The organism is Streptomyces sp. NPDC085481, assembly GCF_044541845.1.
In the GTDB taxonomy this organism is placed as follows: domain Bacteria; phylum Actinomycetota; class Actinomycetes; order Streptomycetales; family Streptomycetaceae; genus Streptomyces.
In genome coordinates this window covers 636007-651265 of record NZ_JBITTJ010000001.1, presented here as the reverse complement: position 1 = coordinate 651265, position 15259 = coordinate 636007, and the positions used below count along the sequence as shown (strand labels likewise).

Sequence of the window (15259 nt, the reverse complement as noted above, 5' to 3'; positions counted from 1 at the left end):
TGCACCCGGCCGCCCCGCGCTGTGTGACAGGGGTGGCGACGAGTGGGGGGTGAGGGCCGATGGCCTTCTGGGACAACCTGTTTCCTGGCAGGACGGAGGAGTTCGACTCGGGCAGCCCCGCGTCCAACTCCATCGATCTGACCCGACGCCGCCCCTCGGTCTCCCTCACCAAGCAGGGCGCCGCCACCGGCAACCTCCGGGTCAACCTCTCCTGGCGCATGCGCACCTCCGACATCGAGGCCCGCCCCCGGCAGTCCAGCCTGCTGCGCCACCCCTCGAAGCTCTTCAAGCCCGATGTCGTCCAGGCCCACACCCAGGGCGTGGTCAACGTCGACCTCGACCTCGGCTGCCTCTACGAGCTGGCCGACGGCAGCAAGGGCGTGATCCAGCCGCTCGGCGGCTTCTTCGGCGACCTGAACGATCCGCCGTACGTGAAACTGAGCGGCGACGACCGGTTCGGGGCGCCCTCCGGCGAGACGATCTTCGTCAACCTGGACCACCGGGACGAGATCAAGCGGCTGCTGTTCTTCGTCTACATCTACGACCAGACCCCGGCCTTCGACCGCACCCACGCCAAGGTCACGCTCTACCCGAGCAACGGCCCGCGGATCGAGATCGAGCTCGACGAGCGCGCCCCACAGGCCCGCTCCTGCGCCGTGTTCACCGTGGAGAACGTCAAGGGCGAGCTCACCGTCCGCCGCGAGGTGCGCTTCGTGTACGGCTTCCAGGCCGAACTGGACCGGCTGTACGGCTGGGGCCTGCAGTGGGGCCGCGGCTACAAGTCGAAAACCTAGGGCACGTCCGCCCCGGGCCGGCCCCGTCAGCGCACGAACTGCGGGCCCATCGGAGGCATCCGGAACTCGCGGATCGGCTGGGGATAGCCGTACGCGGGAGCGGACGTCGGAGCCGGGACCGGGGCGGGTACGGGTGCCGGAGCCGGAGCGGTCGCCGGGGGAGTGGTCGGCTGCGGCGGTACGGCCGGGACCGGCGAGGCCGTCGCCGCGGCCGCGGCCTCCACCGGCTGGACCATCGTCGCGTCCGGGTCGTGGGCCGGCGCCCCCGCCCCCGCCCCCGCGGCCGCGTCCGCGGGCTCCACGAGGCCGCCCTCGGCCGCGTCGTCGACCGACACCCCGAAGTCCGTGGCAAGCCCGACCAGGCCCGTCGGATAGCCCTGGCCCACCGCCCGGAACTTCCAGCCCTCCCCACGCCGGTACAGCTCGCCGCAGATGATCGCCGTCTCCTCACCGGTCTCCGGCGACACGTCGAAGACCGCGAGCGGACCGGCGTCCCCGGCGCCCGCAGCAGCGTCGTACAGCAGAATCCGCAGGTCGGAGACCGAACGGAAGGTGTCACCGTCCGATGAGACAGCGATCACCACCTGGTCGACCGAGGCGTCGAGGCCGCCCAGATCGGCCTCCACCGTGTCGGTGAGACCCTCCGGCACCCGCTTCTTGGCCAGCCGGCGCACCAGGCCCGACGGATGCCGGGGCTGGTTGTAGAAGACGAAGTCCTCGTCCGACCGCACGCGCCGGTCCACGCCGAGCAGCAGAGCCGAGGCGTCCACGTCGGGCACACCGGGGCCCGGAGTCCAGCGGAGCACGGCCCGTACGGCCGCGGTGTCGAGAGGGACGTTGGAGCCCTTCAGCATCGCGTGCGTCATGACCGTCATCATTCCTGCCCGGCCACCTTCCGGACAACGTGGGGGTCCGGATGCGGACGAGTTACCTGAACTTCACGCACGTGGGGAACTACGGACACCCTCATCTACGTACTATTACCGGCCACCTGTCGTCCCGGCCTGAAAGGCCAGTCGGGGGAGATACATGCGTCATTTCGGGCACATCCCGGCCGCCGCGCGGACCGGGCTGTTCCACCAGGAGCCGGTCGAGTTCACGGCCGACTCGCCTGCGCGCACGCTCGCCGTGGCTCTCGGAGCCACCCTCTACAGCCCGGCCACCAGGCCGCGGCTCGCCGATGACGTGCGCAAACAGGCCGCGCGGGGAGTCGCCTCCATGGTGCTGTGCCTGGAGGACTCCATCAGCGACGCCGACGTGGAGGCGGGCGAGGCGAACCTCGTCCGTCAGTTCGCCGACCTCGCCGCCACCAGTGGCGCGAACGGCACCGACGTGCCCCTGCTCTTCATCCGGGTCCGCGAGCCCCGCCAGATCACCGACCTGGTCGCCCGGCTGGGCGAAACCGTCCGCCTGCTGTCCGGATTCGTCTTCCCCAAGTTCACCGAGGCCCGCGGCCGCGCCTTCCTCGAAGCGCTCACCCTCGCGGAGCAGAGCTGCGGCCGCCGGCTCTTCGCCATGCCCGTCCTCGAGTCCCCCGAACTGCTCCACCTGGAGACCCGGGCCGAGACCCTGGCCGGCATCGCCTCGATCACCGACAAGTACCGCGACCGGGTCCTCGCCCTGCGCCTCGGCGTCACCGACTTCTGCTCGCACTACGGGCTGCGCCGCTCGCCCGACATGACCGCGTACGACGTCAAGATCGTCGCCCACGTCATCTCCGACGTCGTCAACGTCCTCGGCCGCTCCGACGGCACCGGCTTCACCATCACCGGACCCGTCTGGGAGTACTTCCGACCCGGCGAGCGCATGTTCAAGCCACAATTGCGCCGCAGCCCCTTCCTGGAGGGCCGCGCCGAGGACCTGCGGACCGCGCTCATCGAGCACGACCTCGACGGGCTGCTGCGCGAGATCGAACTCGACCGCGCCAACGGCCTGCTCGGCAAGACCTGCATCCACCCCACGCACGTGGTGCCGGTGCACGCACTCTCCGTGGTCAGCCACGAGGAGTTCAGCGACGCCCAGGACATCCTGCGGCCGGAACAGGGCGGTGGCGGGGTGCTCCGCTCCGCGTACACGAACAAGATGAACGAAGTGAAGCCGCATCGCGCGTGGGCCGAGCGGACCCTGCTGCGCGCCGAGGTCTTCGGCGTCGCGCGCGAGGACGTCGGCTTCGTGGATCTGCTGACCGCCGGACTCTCCGGCTGACGAAGGGACGTCGACGACGTGGTGTGGACCGGAACCTGGGTCGCGGAGCGACTGGGCGTCGAACTGATCGGCGACGAGACGCTACCCGGCCTGCTCGGCCTCGCACTGCGCCGCAACCCCAAACGGGCGCACCTGCTGGTCTCCAACGTGCTCGGCAAGCACGTGCCCCAGCGACCCTCGGTGGTCCGGGACGCGGGCCACGACCTGGGCGTACGGGTACGGCGCCTGCTCGGCGACGAGGAGGCGGCCCGGGCCGTGGTCCTCGGGTACGCCGAGACCGCCACCGGGCTCGGGCACAGCGTCGCCGACGGCCTCGCCCTCGCCCCGTACCTGCACTCCACCCGGCGGCCCGTCGCCGGCGTGGCCACGGCCGGCGGCTTCGAGGAGTCCCACTCCCACGCCACCTCCCACCTGCTGTTGCCCGAGGACCCGAAGCTGCTCGCGGGCGACGGGCCGCTGGTCCTGGTCGACGACGAGTTCTCCACCGGCAACACGGTCCTCAACACCATCCGTGACCTGCACGAACGCCACCCCCGTGAGCGGTACGTCGTCGTCGCCCTGGTCGACATGCGCACCCCCGCCGACCGCGCCCGCCTCACCGCCTTCGCCGACGAGCTCGGTGCCCGCGTCGACCTGGTCACCCTGGCGGCGGGCACGGTGGGGCTGCCGGACGGGGTCCTGGCGAAGGGCCAGGAGCTGGTGGCGCGGCACGAGGGCGCGGCGGGTCCGGCGGCTCCGGTCGCCCCGGCGGCTCCGGTCGCTCCGTCGGCTCCGTCGGCTCCGTCGGCTCCGTCGGCTCCGTCGGGTCCGGGGCGCCCCGCGGACACCCGCCCGGCGGCCGGCCCGGTGCGGGTGGACCTGGCCTGGCCGACCGGGGTCCCCGACGGCGGCCGCCACGGCTTCACCCCCGACCACCGCGACCGCCTGGAGGCGGCCCTGCCGGGGATGGCGGACCGAATAGCCCAGGCCCTCGGCGCGGCCCGCGCGGGAGCCCCGTCCGTCGCCGATGCCACCCCGGGTGCCGGGACACAGGCCCGCGCAGGGGCGCGGCCCCGCGTCCTCGTCCTCGGCTTCGAGGAGCTCATGTACGCGCCGCTGCGGCTCGCCGGCGAGCTGGAGCGGGCGGGCTCCGACGTCCGCTACTCCACGACCACCCGCTCGCCCGTCCTCGCCGTCGACGACCCCGGCTACGCCATAAGGACCCGGCTCGTCTTCCCCGCCCACGACGCCCCCGCCGACGGCCCCGGCGAGCGCTACGCGTACAACGTGGCGGGCGGCGGCTTCGACGCGGTCGTCGCCGTCGTCGACTCGGTCGCCGACACACCGGAGCTGCACGCCCCGGACGGACTGCTCGCCCAGCTCGCCGCGCACATACCGCACGTCGTCCTGGCCGTCGTCCCCTCGTACGTCCCCCAGCTCTCCGAAGCTCCCGAAAGGAGCTCCATGCTGCCCGAGCCCCTCCGCGGCCCCGCCTTCTCCTCGTACGCACCCGAAGAGGTCGGCTGGCTCCTCCAGGACCTGTCGGACGTGGAGCTCGAGGCCCCGACCGAGGAGCGCGAAGAGGCGATACAGAGCGGCGGCGCGCACTACGCGGAGTCGCTGCCGGTCGAGTACCAGCCCAGCGAGGACTACCAGGAGCTGTTCCGCACCGCCCTGGACGCCTCCGCCGCCCGGATCGCCCGGGCCGTCGGCACCGTCACCGAGACCGTCCTCGCGGAGCGGTCCGCCCGGCCCGTGCTCGTCTCCCTCGCCCGCGCCGGCACCCCCGTCGGCGTCCTGATGCGCCGCTGGGCGCAGCACCGGCACGGCCTGGAGCTTCCGCACTACGCCGTCTCCATCGTGCGCGGCCGCGGCATCGACGCCAACGCACTGCGCTGGCTCGCCGAGCACCACGACCCGGCCGACGTCGTCTTCGTCGACGGCTGGACCGGCAAGGGCGCCATCACCCGCGAGCTCGCCGAGGCCCTGAAGGCCTTCCCGGGCTTCGTGCCGGAGATCGCCGTCCTCGCCGACCCGGGCTCCTGCGTACGCACCTACGGCACCCGCGAGGACTTCCTCATCCCCTCCGCCTGCCTCAACTCCACCGTCTCCGGCCTGATCTCACGCACCGTCCTGCGCTCCGACCTGGTCGGCCCGCACGACTTCCACGGCGCCAAGTTCTACCGCGAACTGGCCGGCGCCGACGTCTCCGGCGCCTTCCTCGACGCCGTCGCCGCCCGCTTCGACGAGGTCGCCGAGACCGTCGACGCGGACGTCAAGGAGCTCCTCGCCGCCGACCGCACGCCCACCTGGGAGGGCTGGGCGGCCGTCGAGCGGATCAGCGAGGAGTACGGCATCCACGACGTCAACCTGGTCAAGCCGGGCGTCGGCGAGACCACCCGGGTGCTGCTGCGCCGCGTCCCCTGGAAGATCCTGGCCAAGCGGGGCGCGGGTGCCGACCTGGCGCACGTACGGCTGCTGGCCGAACAGCGCGGCGTACCCGTCGAGGAGGTCGACGAACTCCCGTACACCTGCGTCGGACTGATACACCCTCAGTTCACGCGTGGGGCGACCGGCGCCGACGGCAAGGCGGTGGTGTCCCAGTGAGCACCACTCCCCAGCCCACGGTCGCCGTCGAGCCCACGGTCTCGGCCCAGGCCACGGTCGCCGTCGAGCCCACGGTCTCGGCCCAGCCCACGGTCGCCGTCGAGCCCGCCGTCCCGGTCCCGGTCCGGCCCACGGTCCTCGTCGCCAGCGACCTCGACCGCACGCTCATCTACTCCAGCGCGGCCCTCGCCCTCGGCATGCCCGACGCGCAGGCGCCCCGGCTGCTGTGCGTCGAGGTCCACGAGTCCAAGCCGCTCTCGTACCTGACCGAGGAGGCCGCCGCCGAGCTGCGGCTGCTCGCCGCCGAGACGGTCTTCGTGCCGACCACCACCCGCACCCGCAAGCAGTACCAGCGGATCCGGCTGCCCGGCGACACCGCCCCGAAGTACGCGATCTGCGCCAACGGCGGCCACCTCCTCGTCGACGGCGTCTCCGACCCCGACTGGCACGCCGAGGTGCTGCGCCGGGTGGCCGACGCCTGCGCCCCGCTCGCCGAGATCCGCGCCTACTTCACCGCCACCACCGACCTGTCCTGGGTGCGCAAGCACAGGGTCGCCGAGGACCTGTTCGCCTACCTCGTCGTCGAGCGGGAGCGGATGCCCGAGGAGTGGCTCGCGCGGTTCACCGAGTGGGCGGACCAGCGCGGCTGGACCGTATCGCTGCAAGGCCGCAAGGTGTACGCCGTACCGAAGCCGCTGACCAAGAGCGCTGCCATGCGCGAGCTGGCCCGCCGCACCGGCGCCACCCTGACGCTCGCCGCGGGCGACTCGCTGCTCGACGCGGACCTGCTGCTCGCCGCCGACCGGGCCTGGCGTCCCGGCCACGGCGAACTGGCCGACACCGACTTCACGGCGCCGCACGTGGAGGCGCTGGCCGAGCGGGGCGTGTCGGCGGGCGAGGAGATCCTGCGCCGCTTCCGGACCGCGGCGCGGGCCCACCGGCCCGGCGTCAACGGCGTGCCCGTACCCCTTCCCGCGACCGAGACCGCGCCCGTTCCCGCCGCCGCGCCCGGCGTCCTCCCGGACCCGGCCTGACCGCCCGTACTGGCCGGGTCAGCCGCAGCAGCCGCCACCGCAGCAGCCTCCGCCGCCGCCCCCGCCACCGGGCGCGGGGGACGACGTGCCGCCCACCGCGACGGCGGAGAGCAGCTTGACGGTGTCGTCGTGCCCGGCGGGGCAGGAGGCGGGGTCGGAGGACTCGGCCATGGGACGGCTGAGCTCGAAGGTGTCGCCGCAGGTCCGGCAGCGGTACTCGTAACGAGGCATGAGCACAGGCTAACCGGCCTGGCGCCCGGTGCCCCGCTCCTCGCGGATCTGCTCCACGACGTGGGCGGCGGCCGCGCGGATCGACTCCAGCTCGGTGAGGAAGGCCCAGTAGTCGGGGTGGCGCCCGCTGTCGAGCGCGGCGACCGCGCGGTCGAGCCGGGCGACGGCCTCGTCGAGGGGCCGGGCGTGCCGGGGGTCGGGAGTGGTGCGGCCGGTCATCGCGAGCCGCTGGGCGTCCCGTACCGCGAAACGCGCGCGGTCGATGTCGGCCTGCGGGTCCTTGGCGACGGCGTTCAGCCGGCGCAGCCGCTCACCGGCGGCCGAGACGCCCTCGTCGGCCGTGTTGAGCAGGGCGCGGGCCGTGGCGAGCAGCGAGGTGGCGTCGGGCCAGCGCTGCTCGGCGCGTGCCCTGGTCGCCTCGGCGAGCCGCTCCTCGGCCTGCCGGGCCGCGGTGGCGGCCTGCTCGGGCACGTGCTGGAGGTCCTGCCAGCAGGCGGCCGAGAACCGGCGGCGCAGCTCGGACAGGACGGGCTCGACGCCGGCGGCGCGGGTGCCGAGAGCCTGGGCGCGGGTACGGAGCGAGACGAGCCGCTTGTCGATCTCCGCGGCCCGCTCGGGCACGCGGGCGGCCTCGCTCCGTACCGCCTCGGCCTCGCGCAGCACCTTGTCGGCACGCTGCAGCGTCTCCGTGACGCCGTGCCGCCCGGCCCCCTCGTTGAGCCGGGTCAGCTCGGGCCCGAGCGCGGCGAGCCGCCCGGCGAGATCGTCCGCGCGGAACCCGGCCTCCCGCGTCCCGTCGAGAGCGGTGCTCGCACCGCGGAGCGCCTGTCGCGCCCGCTCGACGGCGGGGGCGAGCCGGGCGAGCTGGGTCTCGGCCCGGTCGAGCAGGGGAGCGAGCCCGTCCTCGAACCGGTCGAGCTCACCCTTGACCCGTACGAGCTCCTGCCTGGCCTGCTCGAGCTGGCTGCGGGCGCGGCCGGCGGTGGCCGCGTCCAGCTCGACGCGGTCGAGGTCGTGGGCGTCGACGGCGGTGATGTACGTGTTGCTGACCTCGTCGATCCGCCGCCCGAGCGCGGCGAACCCGTCGAGGGCGCGGCGGGCGTCGGCGGAGTCGTCGACGGCGGAGATCGTCTCGATGGAGATCCGCAGACCGCGCTGAGCCGTGTCCAGCTCGTAGAAGGCGGCGGCAGCGGCGTCCTTGGCCGCCTGCGCCTCGGCCCGCCGGCTCTCGTCCCGCCCGCCGAACCAGCGCCGGGTCCCGCCCCCGGCGAAGGCCTGCGGCAGCAGGGCCACGGTCAGGAGCGGCAGCGCGAGGGCGAGCCGGAGCGTGGTGGTGATCCCGGGCGTCGCCCTACCCCTTTTGTCGGTCGCCGCCACGTTCCCTCTCCCGTGCTGTGTCCGCCCTGCCCGGTCCGGTTCATTCTCCCACCCGGTAAGGACGAAGACACGGGCCTGTCAGTTCACTGCGCGGACGACGACTTCGCCGTTGTCGCTGCGCGCGGAGACGGAGTGCCCGCTGGCCTGGTCGACGGGCACGTCGATCCGGACGTCACCGTTGTCGCTGGACCCGTCGACGGCGTAGGAGACGGAACCGGGCAGCCCGACCTCCACATCCCCGTTGTCGCTGTAGGCACTGACCTGCCGGGGAACGGACCCGAGCGAGAGCCGGATGTCCCCGTTGTCCGTGCGGGCGCGCACGACGGAGGGCCGGGACTCGGCGTCGACGCTGACGCCCCCGTTCCCGCTCTGCAGATCCAGCTCTCCGCCCGCCCGCCGCACGATCACGTCCCCGTTGTCGGACCGAGCCGAGAAGGCGGTGGCGAAGCCGTCGGCGAGGACCCGCCCGTTGTCGTTCTCGACGCTGACGGCGACGGAACGCGGCACCTCGATCCGGTGCCGCGCCGCACAGCTGGCGGCCACGGCGTCACACTCCACCCGCAGGGTGAGCCGCCCGTCCGCGAGCCTCCACGAGGCCTCGGGCCCGTTCCCCATGAACACCCAGCCGTCGACCTGCCGGGTGACCCGTACCTCGCGGACGTCGGCGGGCACGATCTCGAGGTCCGAATGATCGGAGTCGACGGTGAGCGACCCCCCGGAGAACCCGAACGCCTTCGTCTCCACGGGCGCGTCGTCGGCCCTGGCCCCGCCACACCCACTGAGCACGGCGATCCCGAGGGCGACGACAAGCGGAACACACACGCGACGAAGACCGGCCATGACGAACAAACCCCCAGGTGAACCGCTGACTGTCCCCCCAAGCTAGCCACCCCCACCCCCACCCACGATCCGGCAGCCCCGCCACCCTTTGGTAGGGCTGCCCCCCGTATCCGGTTTGCGAGACCCACCCGTACGCCATGTACGCTGTTGCCTCATTCCACGGGTGCGTAGCTCAGGGGTAGAGCGCTGCTCTTACAAAGCAGATGTCGGCGGTTCGAAACCGTCCGCGCCCACCAGGGAAAAGGCCCCCAGCCGATCATGGCTGGGGGCCTTTGACATCCACTTCTGACATCAACGCGGGTGGTCACTCACGACCGGGGACGGCTCCTGAGCAGCCGGTCGATGTGACTCACTGCCTCGCGCTGCGTGTCCTGGACGACGTGGGTGTACACGTTCATCGTCACTGCGATCTGGCTGTGTCCGAGGATCTCCATTACGACGCGGGGCGGGACACCGGCGGCGGTGAGAAGCGTCGCCGTACCGTGCCGGGCGTCATGAAGCCGGACGACGCGGAGATCGGCGTTCTTCGCGACGCGGGTGAACGAGCGGTAGAGGTTCCGCGGCTCGATGGGCTGCCCGGTGCGAGTGGTGAAGACATACCCGGTCTCCGTCCACTTCTCCCCGGCACGCTTGCGGGCAGCGGCCTGCTTGAGACGCTGCCACCGGAGAGGCGCGACACAGATCGCGGGGAGCGGAAGCGTCTGCTTGCGCCGGCGCCCCTTGGGGTCGTCCTCGTACACCTCACCGCCGACCCTCTGCCGCTGCGTCCTGACTCGGATCTCCCGCTTGTCGAGGTCGACGTTTTCCCAGCGGAGGCCGACGACCTCACCGCGGCGGAAGCCGAGGGCGATGGCGAGCACGAAGGCGGCGTACAGCGGGTCCTTCCGGGCGGCGGCGAGGAAGTCGAGCGTCTCGTCGAGCGACCAGGGCGAGAGCTCCCGGGCGGCGACGGTCGGCGGCTCGACGAGCGTCGCGACGTTCCGGCTCACCAGCTCCTCACGGCAGGCTGCGGTGAGGGCGGTGCGCAGCACGCGGTGCGACTCCTTGGCCGTGGCGGCGCTGGTCTTCTTCTCCAGCTGGACGAGGAAGCGCCGGACGTCGGCGACGCCCAGGGATTCCAGCCGCTTGGACCCGATCATCGGGACGAGGTAGAGCCGGACGTGCACCTCGTACTTGGCCGCGGTGGTCTTCTTGCGGCGCGGCTTGACGATGTTTTCCAGCCAGTACGGCAGCCACTCGGCGAGCTTCATCGAACGGGTCGGGACGGGAACGCCGTTGTCGACCTTGTCGAGGAGAGCGCGGCGCTTGGCGTCGCACTCGGCCCAGGTCTTGCCGTAGGCGAACTTCCGGGCCGTCGTGCCGTCGGGCTGGAGAACATAGACGGCGGCCTGATAACGGCCGTCCTTCCGCTGGGTGATGGTGCCGGCCCCGTTGGGATTGCGCTTGCGCTGGGCGGCCATTAGGCGGCCTCCTCGATCTGGTTGTCGATGAAGTCCCGGACGGCGTCGGCGGGGACGCGGCGCGACCGGCCGATCGTGAGGGAGACCAGGCGGCGGGACCGGATGAGGTCGTAGACGGTCGAGCGACCGAGCTTGAGGCGTGCCATGACCTCCGGCACGGTCAGCAGCTCAGGGGTGGCGGTGGTCATGTCGCAGCTCCTTCCAGGGCGATTTGGTCGCGCAGGGCTTCGCGGGCGGTCTCACGGTTGAGCTGGATGTCCCGGGCGATGGAGGCGGCGAGGGCGGCCTCGCCGGGGGAGTGGCCTTGGCCGACGTACGCCCAGGAGGTGAGGACGAGGACGGTGTCAGGGGCGACGTCGCCGAGGCCGCGGGCGGTGCGTTCCTGGGCGGCGCGGTACTCGGCTCGGGTCTCGCGCAGTTCGGTGAGGGTGGTCGAGTACTGGCGGGACTTGGTGGAGAAGTGGCCCCGGAAGCCGAGCATGTGGGCCCAGGCGAGGAGGCGGCGGTCCGGGTACAGGGGGTCGAGGTCGAAGCAGGCTTCGACGAGGTGGCGGGTGTGGTCGGGGACGCCGAGGAGGACGAGGGCCTCACGGTTGCCGACACGGCGGTCGAGACTGCCAGTGGTCTCCGCGGCTTTGGTGGCGTACTTGGCGATGTAGGAGGCGACGGCCTGTTCGGTGATGTCAGAGCCGTCGCCGAAGGCTTTGACGGGCCGGATGTCGAGCTGGGTGCCCCACCGGAGGCGGCGTAACGGCTGATCGCCGACGGCGGTGACGGTGATGGTCGTGTACGCGTGGGCAGCGGCCGCCTGGATGGTTCGGGTGAGGAGTTCGGTCGTGGCCCAGGACGGGGGAGGTGCGTCGGGCCCGTCGGGTCCGTCGAGGCGGATCACCGCGTGGAAGTGGACGGCGCCCCGCTTCTGGAACTCGGCCACCTTCCCGTAGGAGAGCCGGGCGACCTCCTTCAACTCCCGCTGGGAGAGCCCTGCCGCGGCGGCGATCTCACGACGGAGTCGGGTGGTGAAGCGCTGCCACAGCTGTCCGGCGTGGTTGTTGAAGAGCACGGCGGCGGCGTAGTCGTACGAGTCAGGGTTGAGCGGGGTGCCCAGTACGGCAGCGTCCTCGGGGTGGCGGGTGCCGCAGCGGCAGGGCCGGGTGCCGGGCCGGTTGTGGACGGGACCGAACGACGGCGCCGTAAGGGTCAGGAACACGCGGGGGTGATCGCGAACTGTGCCGGGGATGTCTCGGCGGTCGTCTCCGGCGAGGCCGGCACGGATGAGGTGGTAGGTGTCGCCCGCGTAGGCCCAGGCGCAGGCGGGGCAGCGGGAGGCACGGCGGTTGCCGCAGGCGATCCGGAGGCGCCCGTCAGGCTCGGCTTCGGTGGAGTAGCGGTGCAGGGTCTCGCCGGTGATCTTGTCCCGGGTGAGGGTCCAGCCCTGGAGGTGGATGGGCTGGGAGCAGCCACCGGTGCGGTGGATCTGCTCCGTCCAGCGGTCGAAGCCGGGGGAAGCGGCGGTCCGGAGTGCGTCGGCGAGGGTGGCCGGGTCCAGGTTGCCGAGGGGCGGGGGAGAGGTGGAGCGGGTGGAGCGGGTGGCGTTGACCGGGCCCGTTTCGGGGCGGTCGTCGGTCATCATGGGCGGTGCCTTCCGGTTCTCTTGGGCTGGAAAGGGAGGGCGCCCGGGCGGCGGAGACTTGGCGGTTGAGCCGCCCGGGAGCCCGGCTAACGGCGCTTCTGCTGGCTGTTGAGGAGCGAGCGCAGGACGACGGCGCAGACGGCGACCGAGGCGGCGCTGACGGCGACGGCCAGGAGCATCGAGACGAGGACCGTCCCGACGATCAGGACGAGCCCGACGCCGCCGGCGACGACGGTGACGAGCCCGGCCGGGGTGAGGCGGACGGCCGGGGCCTGCGGCTGAGGCGCGACCGGCGTCACCGGACCGTGGCGGTGGGTGCAGGCGGAGTGCTCGACGTCCGTCTTGGGCGCGGCCTGGACGAGCGGGATGACGGTGCCGGTCGGGATCGGGTTGACCGGGATGCGCGGTCGGAGCATGGCCGTTCTCCCTACTTGGCGATCGGGTCGATGAGCGGGGCGAGGACGCTGTCGGCGAGGAGGTAGCCGCCGAGGAGGATCACGGCGACGAGCCACCAGGGCGGGCGGATGAGCTTGATTCCGAGGCCGCCGACGACGATCAGGGCGAGCCAGAGCGGGACGTCCATGGGCGTGTCCGTTCAGTCGGTGAGGCGGCAGCGGTGGGTACGGGCCGCGAGCTGGGCGGCGGAGGAACTGGCGTAGTCGGAGGACCAGCCGCAGCGGTCGGCGGTGCAGACGGCGGCGTACTTGGTGCGACCGCGGCGGTCACGATGGGTGCCGATCTGCACCGGGCCGATCCGCATCACGGAGTGGAAGTGGTCACGAGCGGCCATGGCTCAGACCTCCCGGGTGAAGTCGTCGACGTGGTCCGCGAGCCACTGTCTGATCTCGGCCGACTCGTACTCGTCGGCGGCGAGGATCACCGGTTCGGCGGTGGCCATGGCTTCCACGAGGTGGTTGTTCCGGGTGAGTTCGGCAGCGCGTTCCAGGGCACGCCGGGTCGAGTCGCGCATGATCTGAACTCCTTCTCAGGCGAGTTGGGCAGCGATGGCATCAGCCATCGGGGGCGGGACACCGAGGCGGGCACGCAGGGTGTCGGTGTCGATCGGGTGGCCGGTGCGGGCGCGGTGGTCGTCGGCGACCTTCCGGGCATGGGCGACGAGCGCCGGAGGAACCGCGACGGCAGCGGGTACGGGCTCAGGCTCCGGATCGACGGCAGGCAACTCCGGAGGCGGTGCGGGTGCGATCGCGGGACTGGCATCCGGCTCGTACGAGTCGCTGCGCTCGATGACCGCGTCCGTGGCCGTGGGCTCCGTGAAGTGATCCGTCGGCGCAGGCACGGCCGGTGTGTGGACGAGCAGAGTGCCGCCGAGGAAGGCGAGCGCGGGCCACCCGGCGACGAGGATGCGCAGCCAGTCGGGCACGTCGGTGAGGTCGAGCAGGCCGGCCGTGGCGATGTTCGCGCCGAGGGACGCTGCCAAGGAGACGGCGAACCACGTCCAGGCCGAGCGGGCGGACTCGCCGGCGGCTCGCAGCGCACGCAGCCGACGCCAGGCGGCGACGAGCAGGAGATCGACCGAAACGGGGTAGGCCCACGCCTTCCATCCGCTTTGGCCAGCCGCTTCGGCGAGGTCGTGCAGGTGGGCGAAAGACAGGGCACCGGCGATCACGGCCTGTACGAGGACGGCGTCCGGCCGCAGCGTCGTGCGGTTCATGAGGGACCTCCTTTCGGGTTCAGGCATGGGAGGGGTAGGGACTTGGCGCGAGACGGTCGCACTGGCCGTGAGACGGGGTGTGTCAGGCGGTGACGGGAACCGTGCTGGTCGCGGCCGCTGGCGTCTTGGCCAGGCTCGGCAGGACGGGACGGAAGGCATCCAGCGCGGGGATCTCAGGGGTGCGGGAGGCGTGGGCGTTGCAGAGGTTCACGGCTCGCCGCAGGGTGAGGTGCGGGGTACGGATGCGGACCCAGCCGCCGGAGGAGTCGCCGACGACGGCGGTGCCGGGTCGGTCGGTGGGGATCTGGACGGTGGCGAGCACGGCGTCCGGCGCGATGTCGCCGAAGGCCATGTTGGCGCTGGTCTCGTCGTTCACGCGGTGGGCGGTACGGCCGGCGAGCTGGGCGCGGAGCATCGTGATCCCCTTGCCGAGTTCGGAGCCGAAGCGCTGTCCGCAGATCTCCAGGTAGATGCCGGCGGCGCGGCCGAGCTGGGCGAGGCGGACGAGGGCGGTGATGATCCGGTCCCGCCGCTTCTCCTCGTCCTTCGTTGCGAACAGGGCGAGTTCGGCGACCTCGTCGACCATGAGAACGATCGGCGTCGGCCGGAGACCGTCAGGGAGGTCCCAGATGTCCGCGGTGATCTCCGCATCCGGGGTGTCGGCGCTCAGCCTCTGCTCGCGCCGGATGAGCTGATAGACGTCGTGCATGTGCTCGACGAGCGAGTCGAGCAGGTCGGCAGCGCTGTCGGGGTTGTCGGCGAGCGCACTGAACCGACGTGCGAGCGGCGCGAGTTCAACTCCCTGCTTGCAGTCGATCCCGACCAAGGCCACGTTGAGCCCAGCGAGGGCGGCGACAAGGTTGCGCTGATAGACGGACTTACCGGACTGCGTGGCGCCGACGTTCAGCGCGTGCGGGACCTGCCGGTAGTCGCGATAGTAGACCTCTCCGTCCTCCCGCATGGCGACCGGCACCCGCATCACTCCGCCACCAGGCCGAGCGGGCATTTGAACTCGCTTGAGCACGTCGTATCCGGTCATCCGAAGCTCGACGACACCGGAGCGGATCTCGCGAGTGGTGACGTTCCGCATGACGAAGGAGTGCCGAAGCCGGTCCGACGCGGCCGAGAAGTCGAAGGCGTCCTGACCGGGGCGGAGCTTCACCCGAAGCACCAGGCCGGTCCGCGTGGGCCGCAGCCGAAGAATCCGCGGTGCCTTTGAGTCAGGGACCGGGCGCCCGGTCATACGGGCCAGAGCAAGCCGCCAGCGCGGGGGAGGGACGGTCAGTCCGCACGCGTCCATGACGGACGAGTACCGGACCAGGACCCGCACGACGGCGAAGAGGACGCCGAAGGACATCCAGTACCAGGCAGGCCGCTGCCACCGAAGCAGCAGCGCGACCGTGGCGACCAGGGCGAGCGTGACTCAT

At 72.2% G+C, this 15259-nt stretch carries 17 protein-coding genes and 1 tRNA gene; 5 read left to right on the top strand and 13 right to left on the bottom strand.

From position 1 onward, the window contains the following. The first annotated feature begins 59 nt into the window (after positions 1 to 59). Positions 60 to 794, top strand: coding sequence for a Tellurium resistance (locus tag ACIGEZ_RS03095; RefSeq protein WP_399825001.1), 735 nt, complete (start codon positions 60 to 62; stop codon positions 792 to 794). A gap of 26 nt (positions 795 to 820) precedes the next feature. Here ACIGEZ_RS03095 and ACIGEZ_RS03090 read toward each other — a convergent pair whose 3' ends face one another. Next, positions 821 to 1669 carry a TerD family protein gene (locus ACIGEZ_RS03090; protein WP_399826197.1) on the bottom strand — a complete coding sequence of 283 codons (849 nt, stop codon included), beginning with the start codon at positions 1667 to 1669 and terminating at the stop codon, positions 821 to 823. 154 nt (positions 1670 to 1823) lie between these two features. Here ACIGEZ_RS03090 and ACIGEZ_RS03085 point away from each other — a divergent pair, with 154 nt between their 5' ends. From ACIGEZ_RS03085 to ACIGEZ_RS03075, 3 genes are all read left to right on the top strand, one after another. Continuing rightward, on the top strand, positions 1824 to 2999 hold the full coding sequence (locus tag ACIGEZ_RS03085; protein ID WP_399824999.1) for an HpcH/HpaI aldolase/citrate lyase family protein: 1176 nt from the start codon (positions 1824 to 1826) through the stop codon (positions 2997 to 2999). 18 nt (positions 3000 to 3017) lie between these two features. Beyond that, positions 3018 to 5585 (top strand): phosphoribosyltransferase, encoded by a 2568-nt coding sequence (locus tag ACIGEZ_RS03080; RefSeq protein WP_399824998.1) that lies wholly within the window; start codon positions 3018 to 3020, stop codon positions 5583 to 5585. Positions 5586 to 5752: 167 nt separating this feature from the next. Next, on the top strand, positions 5753 to 6619 hold the full coding sequence (locus ACIGEZ_RS03075; RefSeq protein ID WP_399826195.1) for an HAD family hydrolase: 867 nt from the start codon (positions 5753 to 5755) through the stop codon (positions 6617 to 6619). Positions 6620 to 6637: 18 nt separating this feature from the next. Here the strand turns inward: ACIGEZ_RS03075 and ACIGEZ_RS03070 are convergent, their stop codons facing one another. The 3 genes from ACIGEZ_RS03070 to ACIGEZ_RS03060 all read right to left on the bottom strand — a co-directional run bounded on the left by ACIGEZ_RS03070 (position 6638) and on the right by ACIGEZ_RS03060 (position 9049). Further along, positions 6638 to 6850: a zinc ribbon domain-containing protein gene (locus tag ACIGEZ_RS03070; protein ID WP_399824996.1), complete on the bottom strand. Its 213-nt coding sequence runs from the start codon at positions 6848 to 6850 to the stop codon at positions 6638 to 6640. A gap of 9 nt (positions 6851 to 6859) precedes the next feature. Beyond that, positions 6860 to 8227, bottom strand: coding sequence for a hypothetical protein (locus ACIGEZ_RS03065; protein WP_399824994.1), 1368 nt, complete (start codon positions 8225 to 8227; stop codon positions 6860 to 6862). Positions 8228 to 8305: 78 nt separating this feature from the next. Further along, positions 8306 to 9049 (bottom strand): DUF4097 family beta strand repeat-containing protein, encoded by a 744-nt coding sequence (locus ACIGEZ_RS03060; protein ID WP_399824992.1) that lies wholly within the window; start codon positions 9047 to 9049, stop codon positions 8306 to 8308. 179 nt (positions 9050 to 9228) lie between these two features. Here ACIGEZ_RS03060 and ACIGEZ_RS03055 point away from each other — a divergent pair. Further along, positions 9229 to 9303, top strand: a tRNA-Val gene (locus tag ACIGEZ_RS03055). A 72-nt stretch (positions 9304 to 9375) separates the two neighbouring features. Here the strand turns inward: ACIGEZ_RS03055 and ACIGEZ_RS03050 are convergent. The 9 genes from ACIGEZ_RS03050 to ACIGEZ_RS03010 all read right to left on the bottom strand — a co-directional run bounded on the left by ACIGEZ_RS03050 (position 9376) and on the right by ACIGEZ_RS03010 (position 15243). Further along, positions 9376 to 10527 (bottom strand): tyrosine-type recombinase/integrase, encoded by a 1152-nt coding sequence (locus tag ACIGEZ_RS03050; protein WP_399824991.1) that lies wholly within the window; start codon positions 10525 to 10527, stop codon positions 9376 to 9378. Beyond that, the gene (locus ACIGEZ_RS03045; protein ID WP_030688058.1) at positions 10527 to 10715 is read right to left on the bottom strand and encodes an AlpA family transcriptional regulator; all 189 of its coding nucleotides are present in this window, start codon (positions 10713 to 10715) and stop codon (positions 10527 to 10529) included. Before ACIGEZ_RS03045 ends, ACIGEZ_RS03050 begins: the two co-directional genes overlap by 1 nt. Further along, positions 10712 to 12160, bottom strand: coding sequence for a replication initiator protein RepSA (gene repSA / locus ACIGEZ_RS03040; RefSeq protein WP_399824989.1), 1449 nt, complete (start codon positions 12158 to 12160; stop codon positions 10712 to 10714). Before repSA ends, ACIGEZ_RS03045 begins: the two co-directional genes overlap by 4 nt. An 86-nt stretch (positions 12161 to 12246) precedes the next feature. After that, the gene (locus tag ACIGEZ_RS03035; protein WP_399824988.1) at positions 12247 to 12576 is read right to left on the bottom strand and encodes a SpdD-like protein; all 330 of its coding nucleotides are present in this window, start codon (positions 12574 to 12576) and stop codon (positions 12247 to 12249) included. Positions 12577 to 12587: 11 nt separating this feature from the next. After that, on the bottom strand, positions 12588 to 12743 hold the full coding sequence (locus tag ACIGEZ_RS03030) for a hypothetical protein (RefSeq protein WP_329278351.1): 156 nt from the start codon (positions 12741 to 12743) through the stop codon (positions 12588 to 12590). Positions 12744 to 12755: 12 nt separating this feature from the next. After that, positions 12756 to 12950, bottom strand: a complete 195-nt coding sequence (locus ACIGEZ_RS03025) for a mobile element transfer protein (protein WP_399824986.1) — start codon at positions 12948 to 12950, stop codon at positions 12756 to 12758. Positions 12951 to 12953: 3 nt separating this feature from the next. Further along, a complete protein-coding gene (locus ACIGEZ_RS03020; RefSeq protein ID WP_329855390.1) occupies positions 12954 to 13130 on the bottom strand; it encodes a hypothetical protein in 177 nt (58 codons plus the stop codon). A gap of 15 nt (positions 13131 to 13145) precedes the next feature. After that, on the bottom strand, positions 13146 to 13832 hold the full coding sequence (locus tag ACIGEZ_RS03015; protein ID WP_399824984.1) for a DUF2637 domain-containing protein: 687 nt from the start codon (positions 13830 to 13832) through the stop codon (positions 13146 to 13148). Between the two features lie 82 nt (positions 13833 to 13914). Then, positions 13915 to 15243: an FtsK/SpoIIIE domain-containing protein gene (locus ACIGEZ_RS03010; protein WP_399826193.1), complete on the bottom strand. Its 1329-nt coding sequence runs from the start codon at positions 15241 to 15243 to the stop codon at positions 13915 to 13917. Positions 15244 to 15259: the final 16 nt, after the last annotated feature.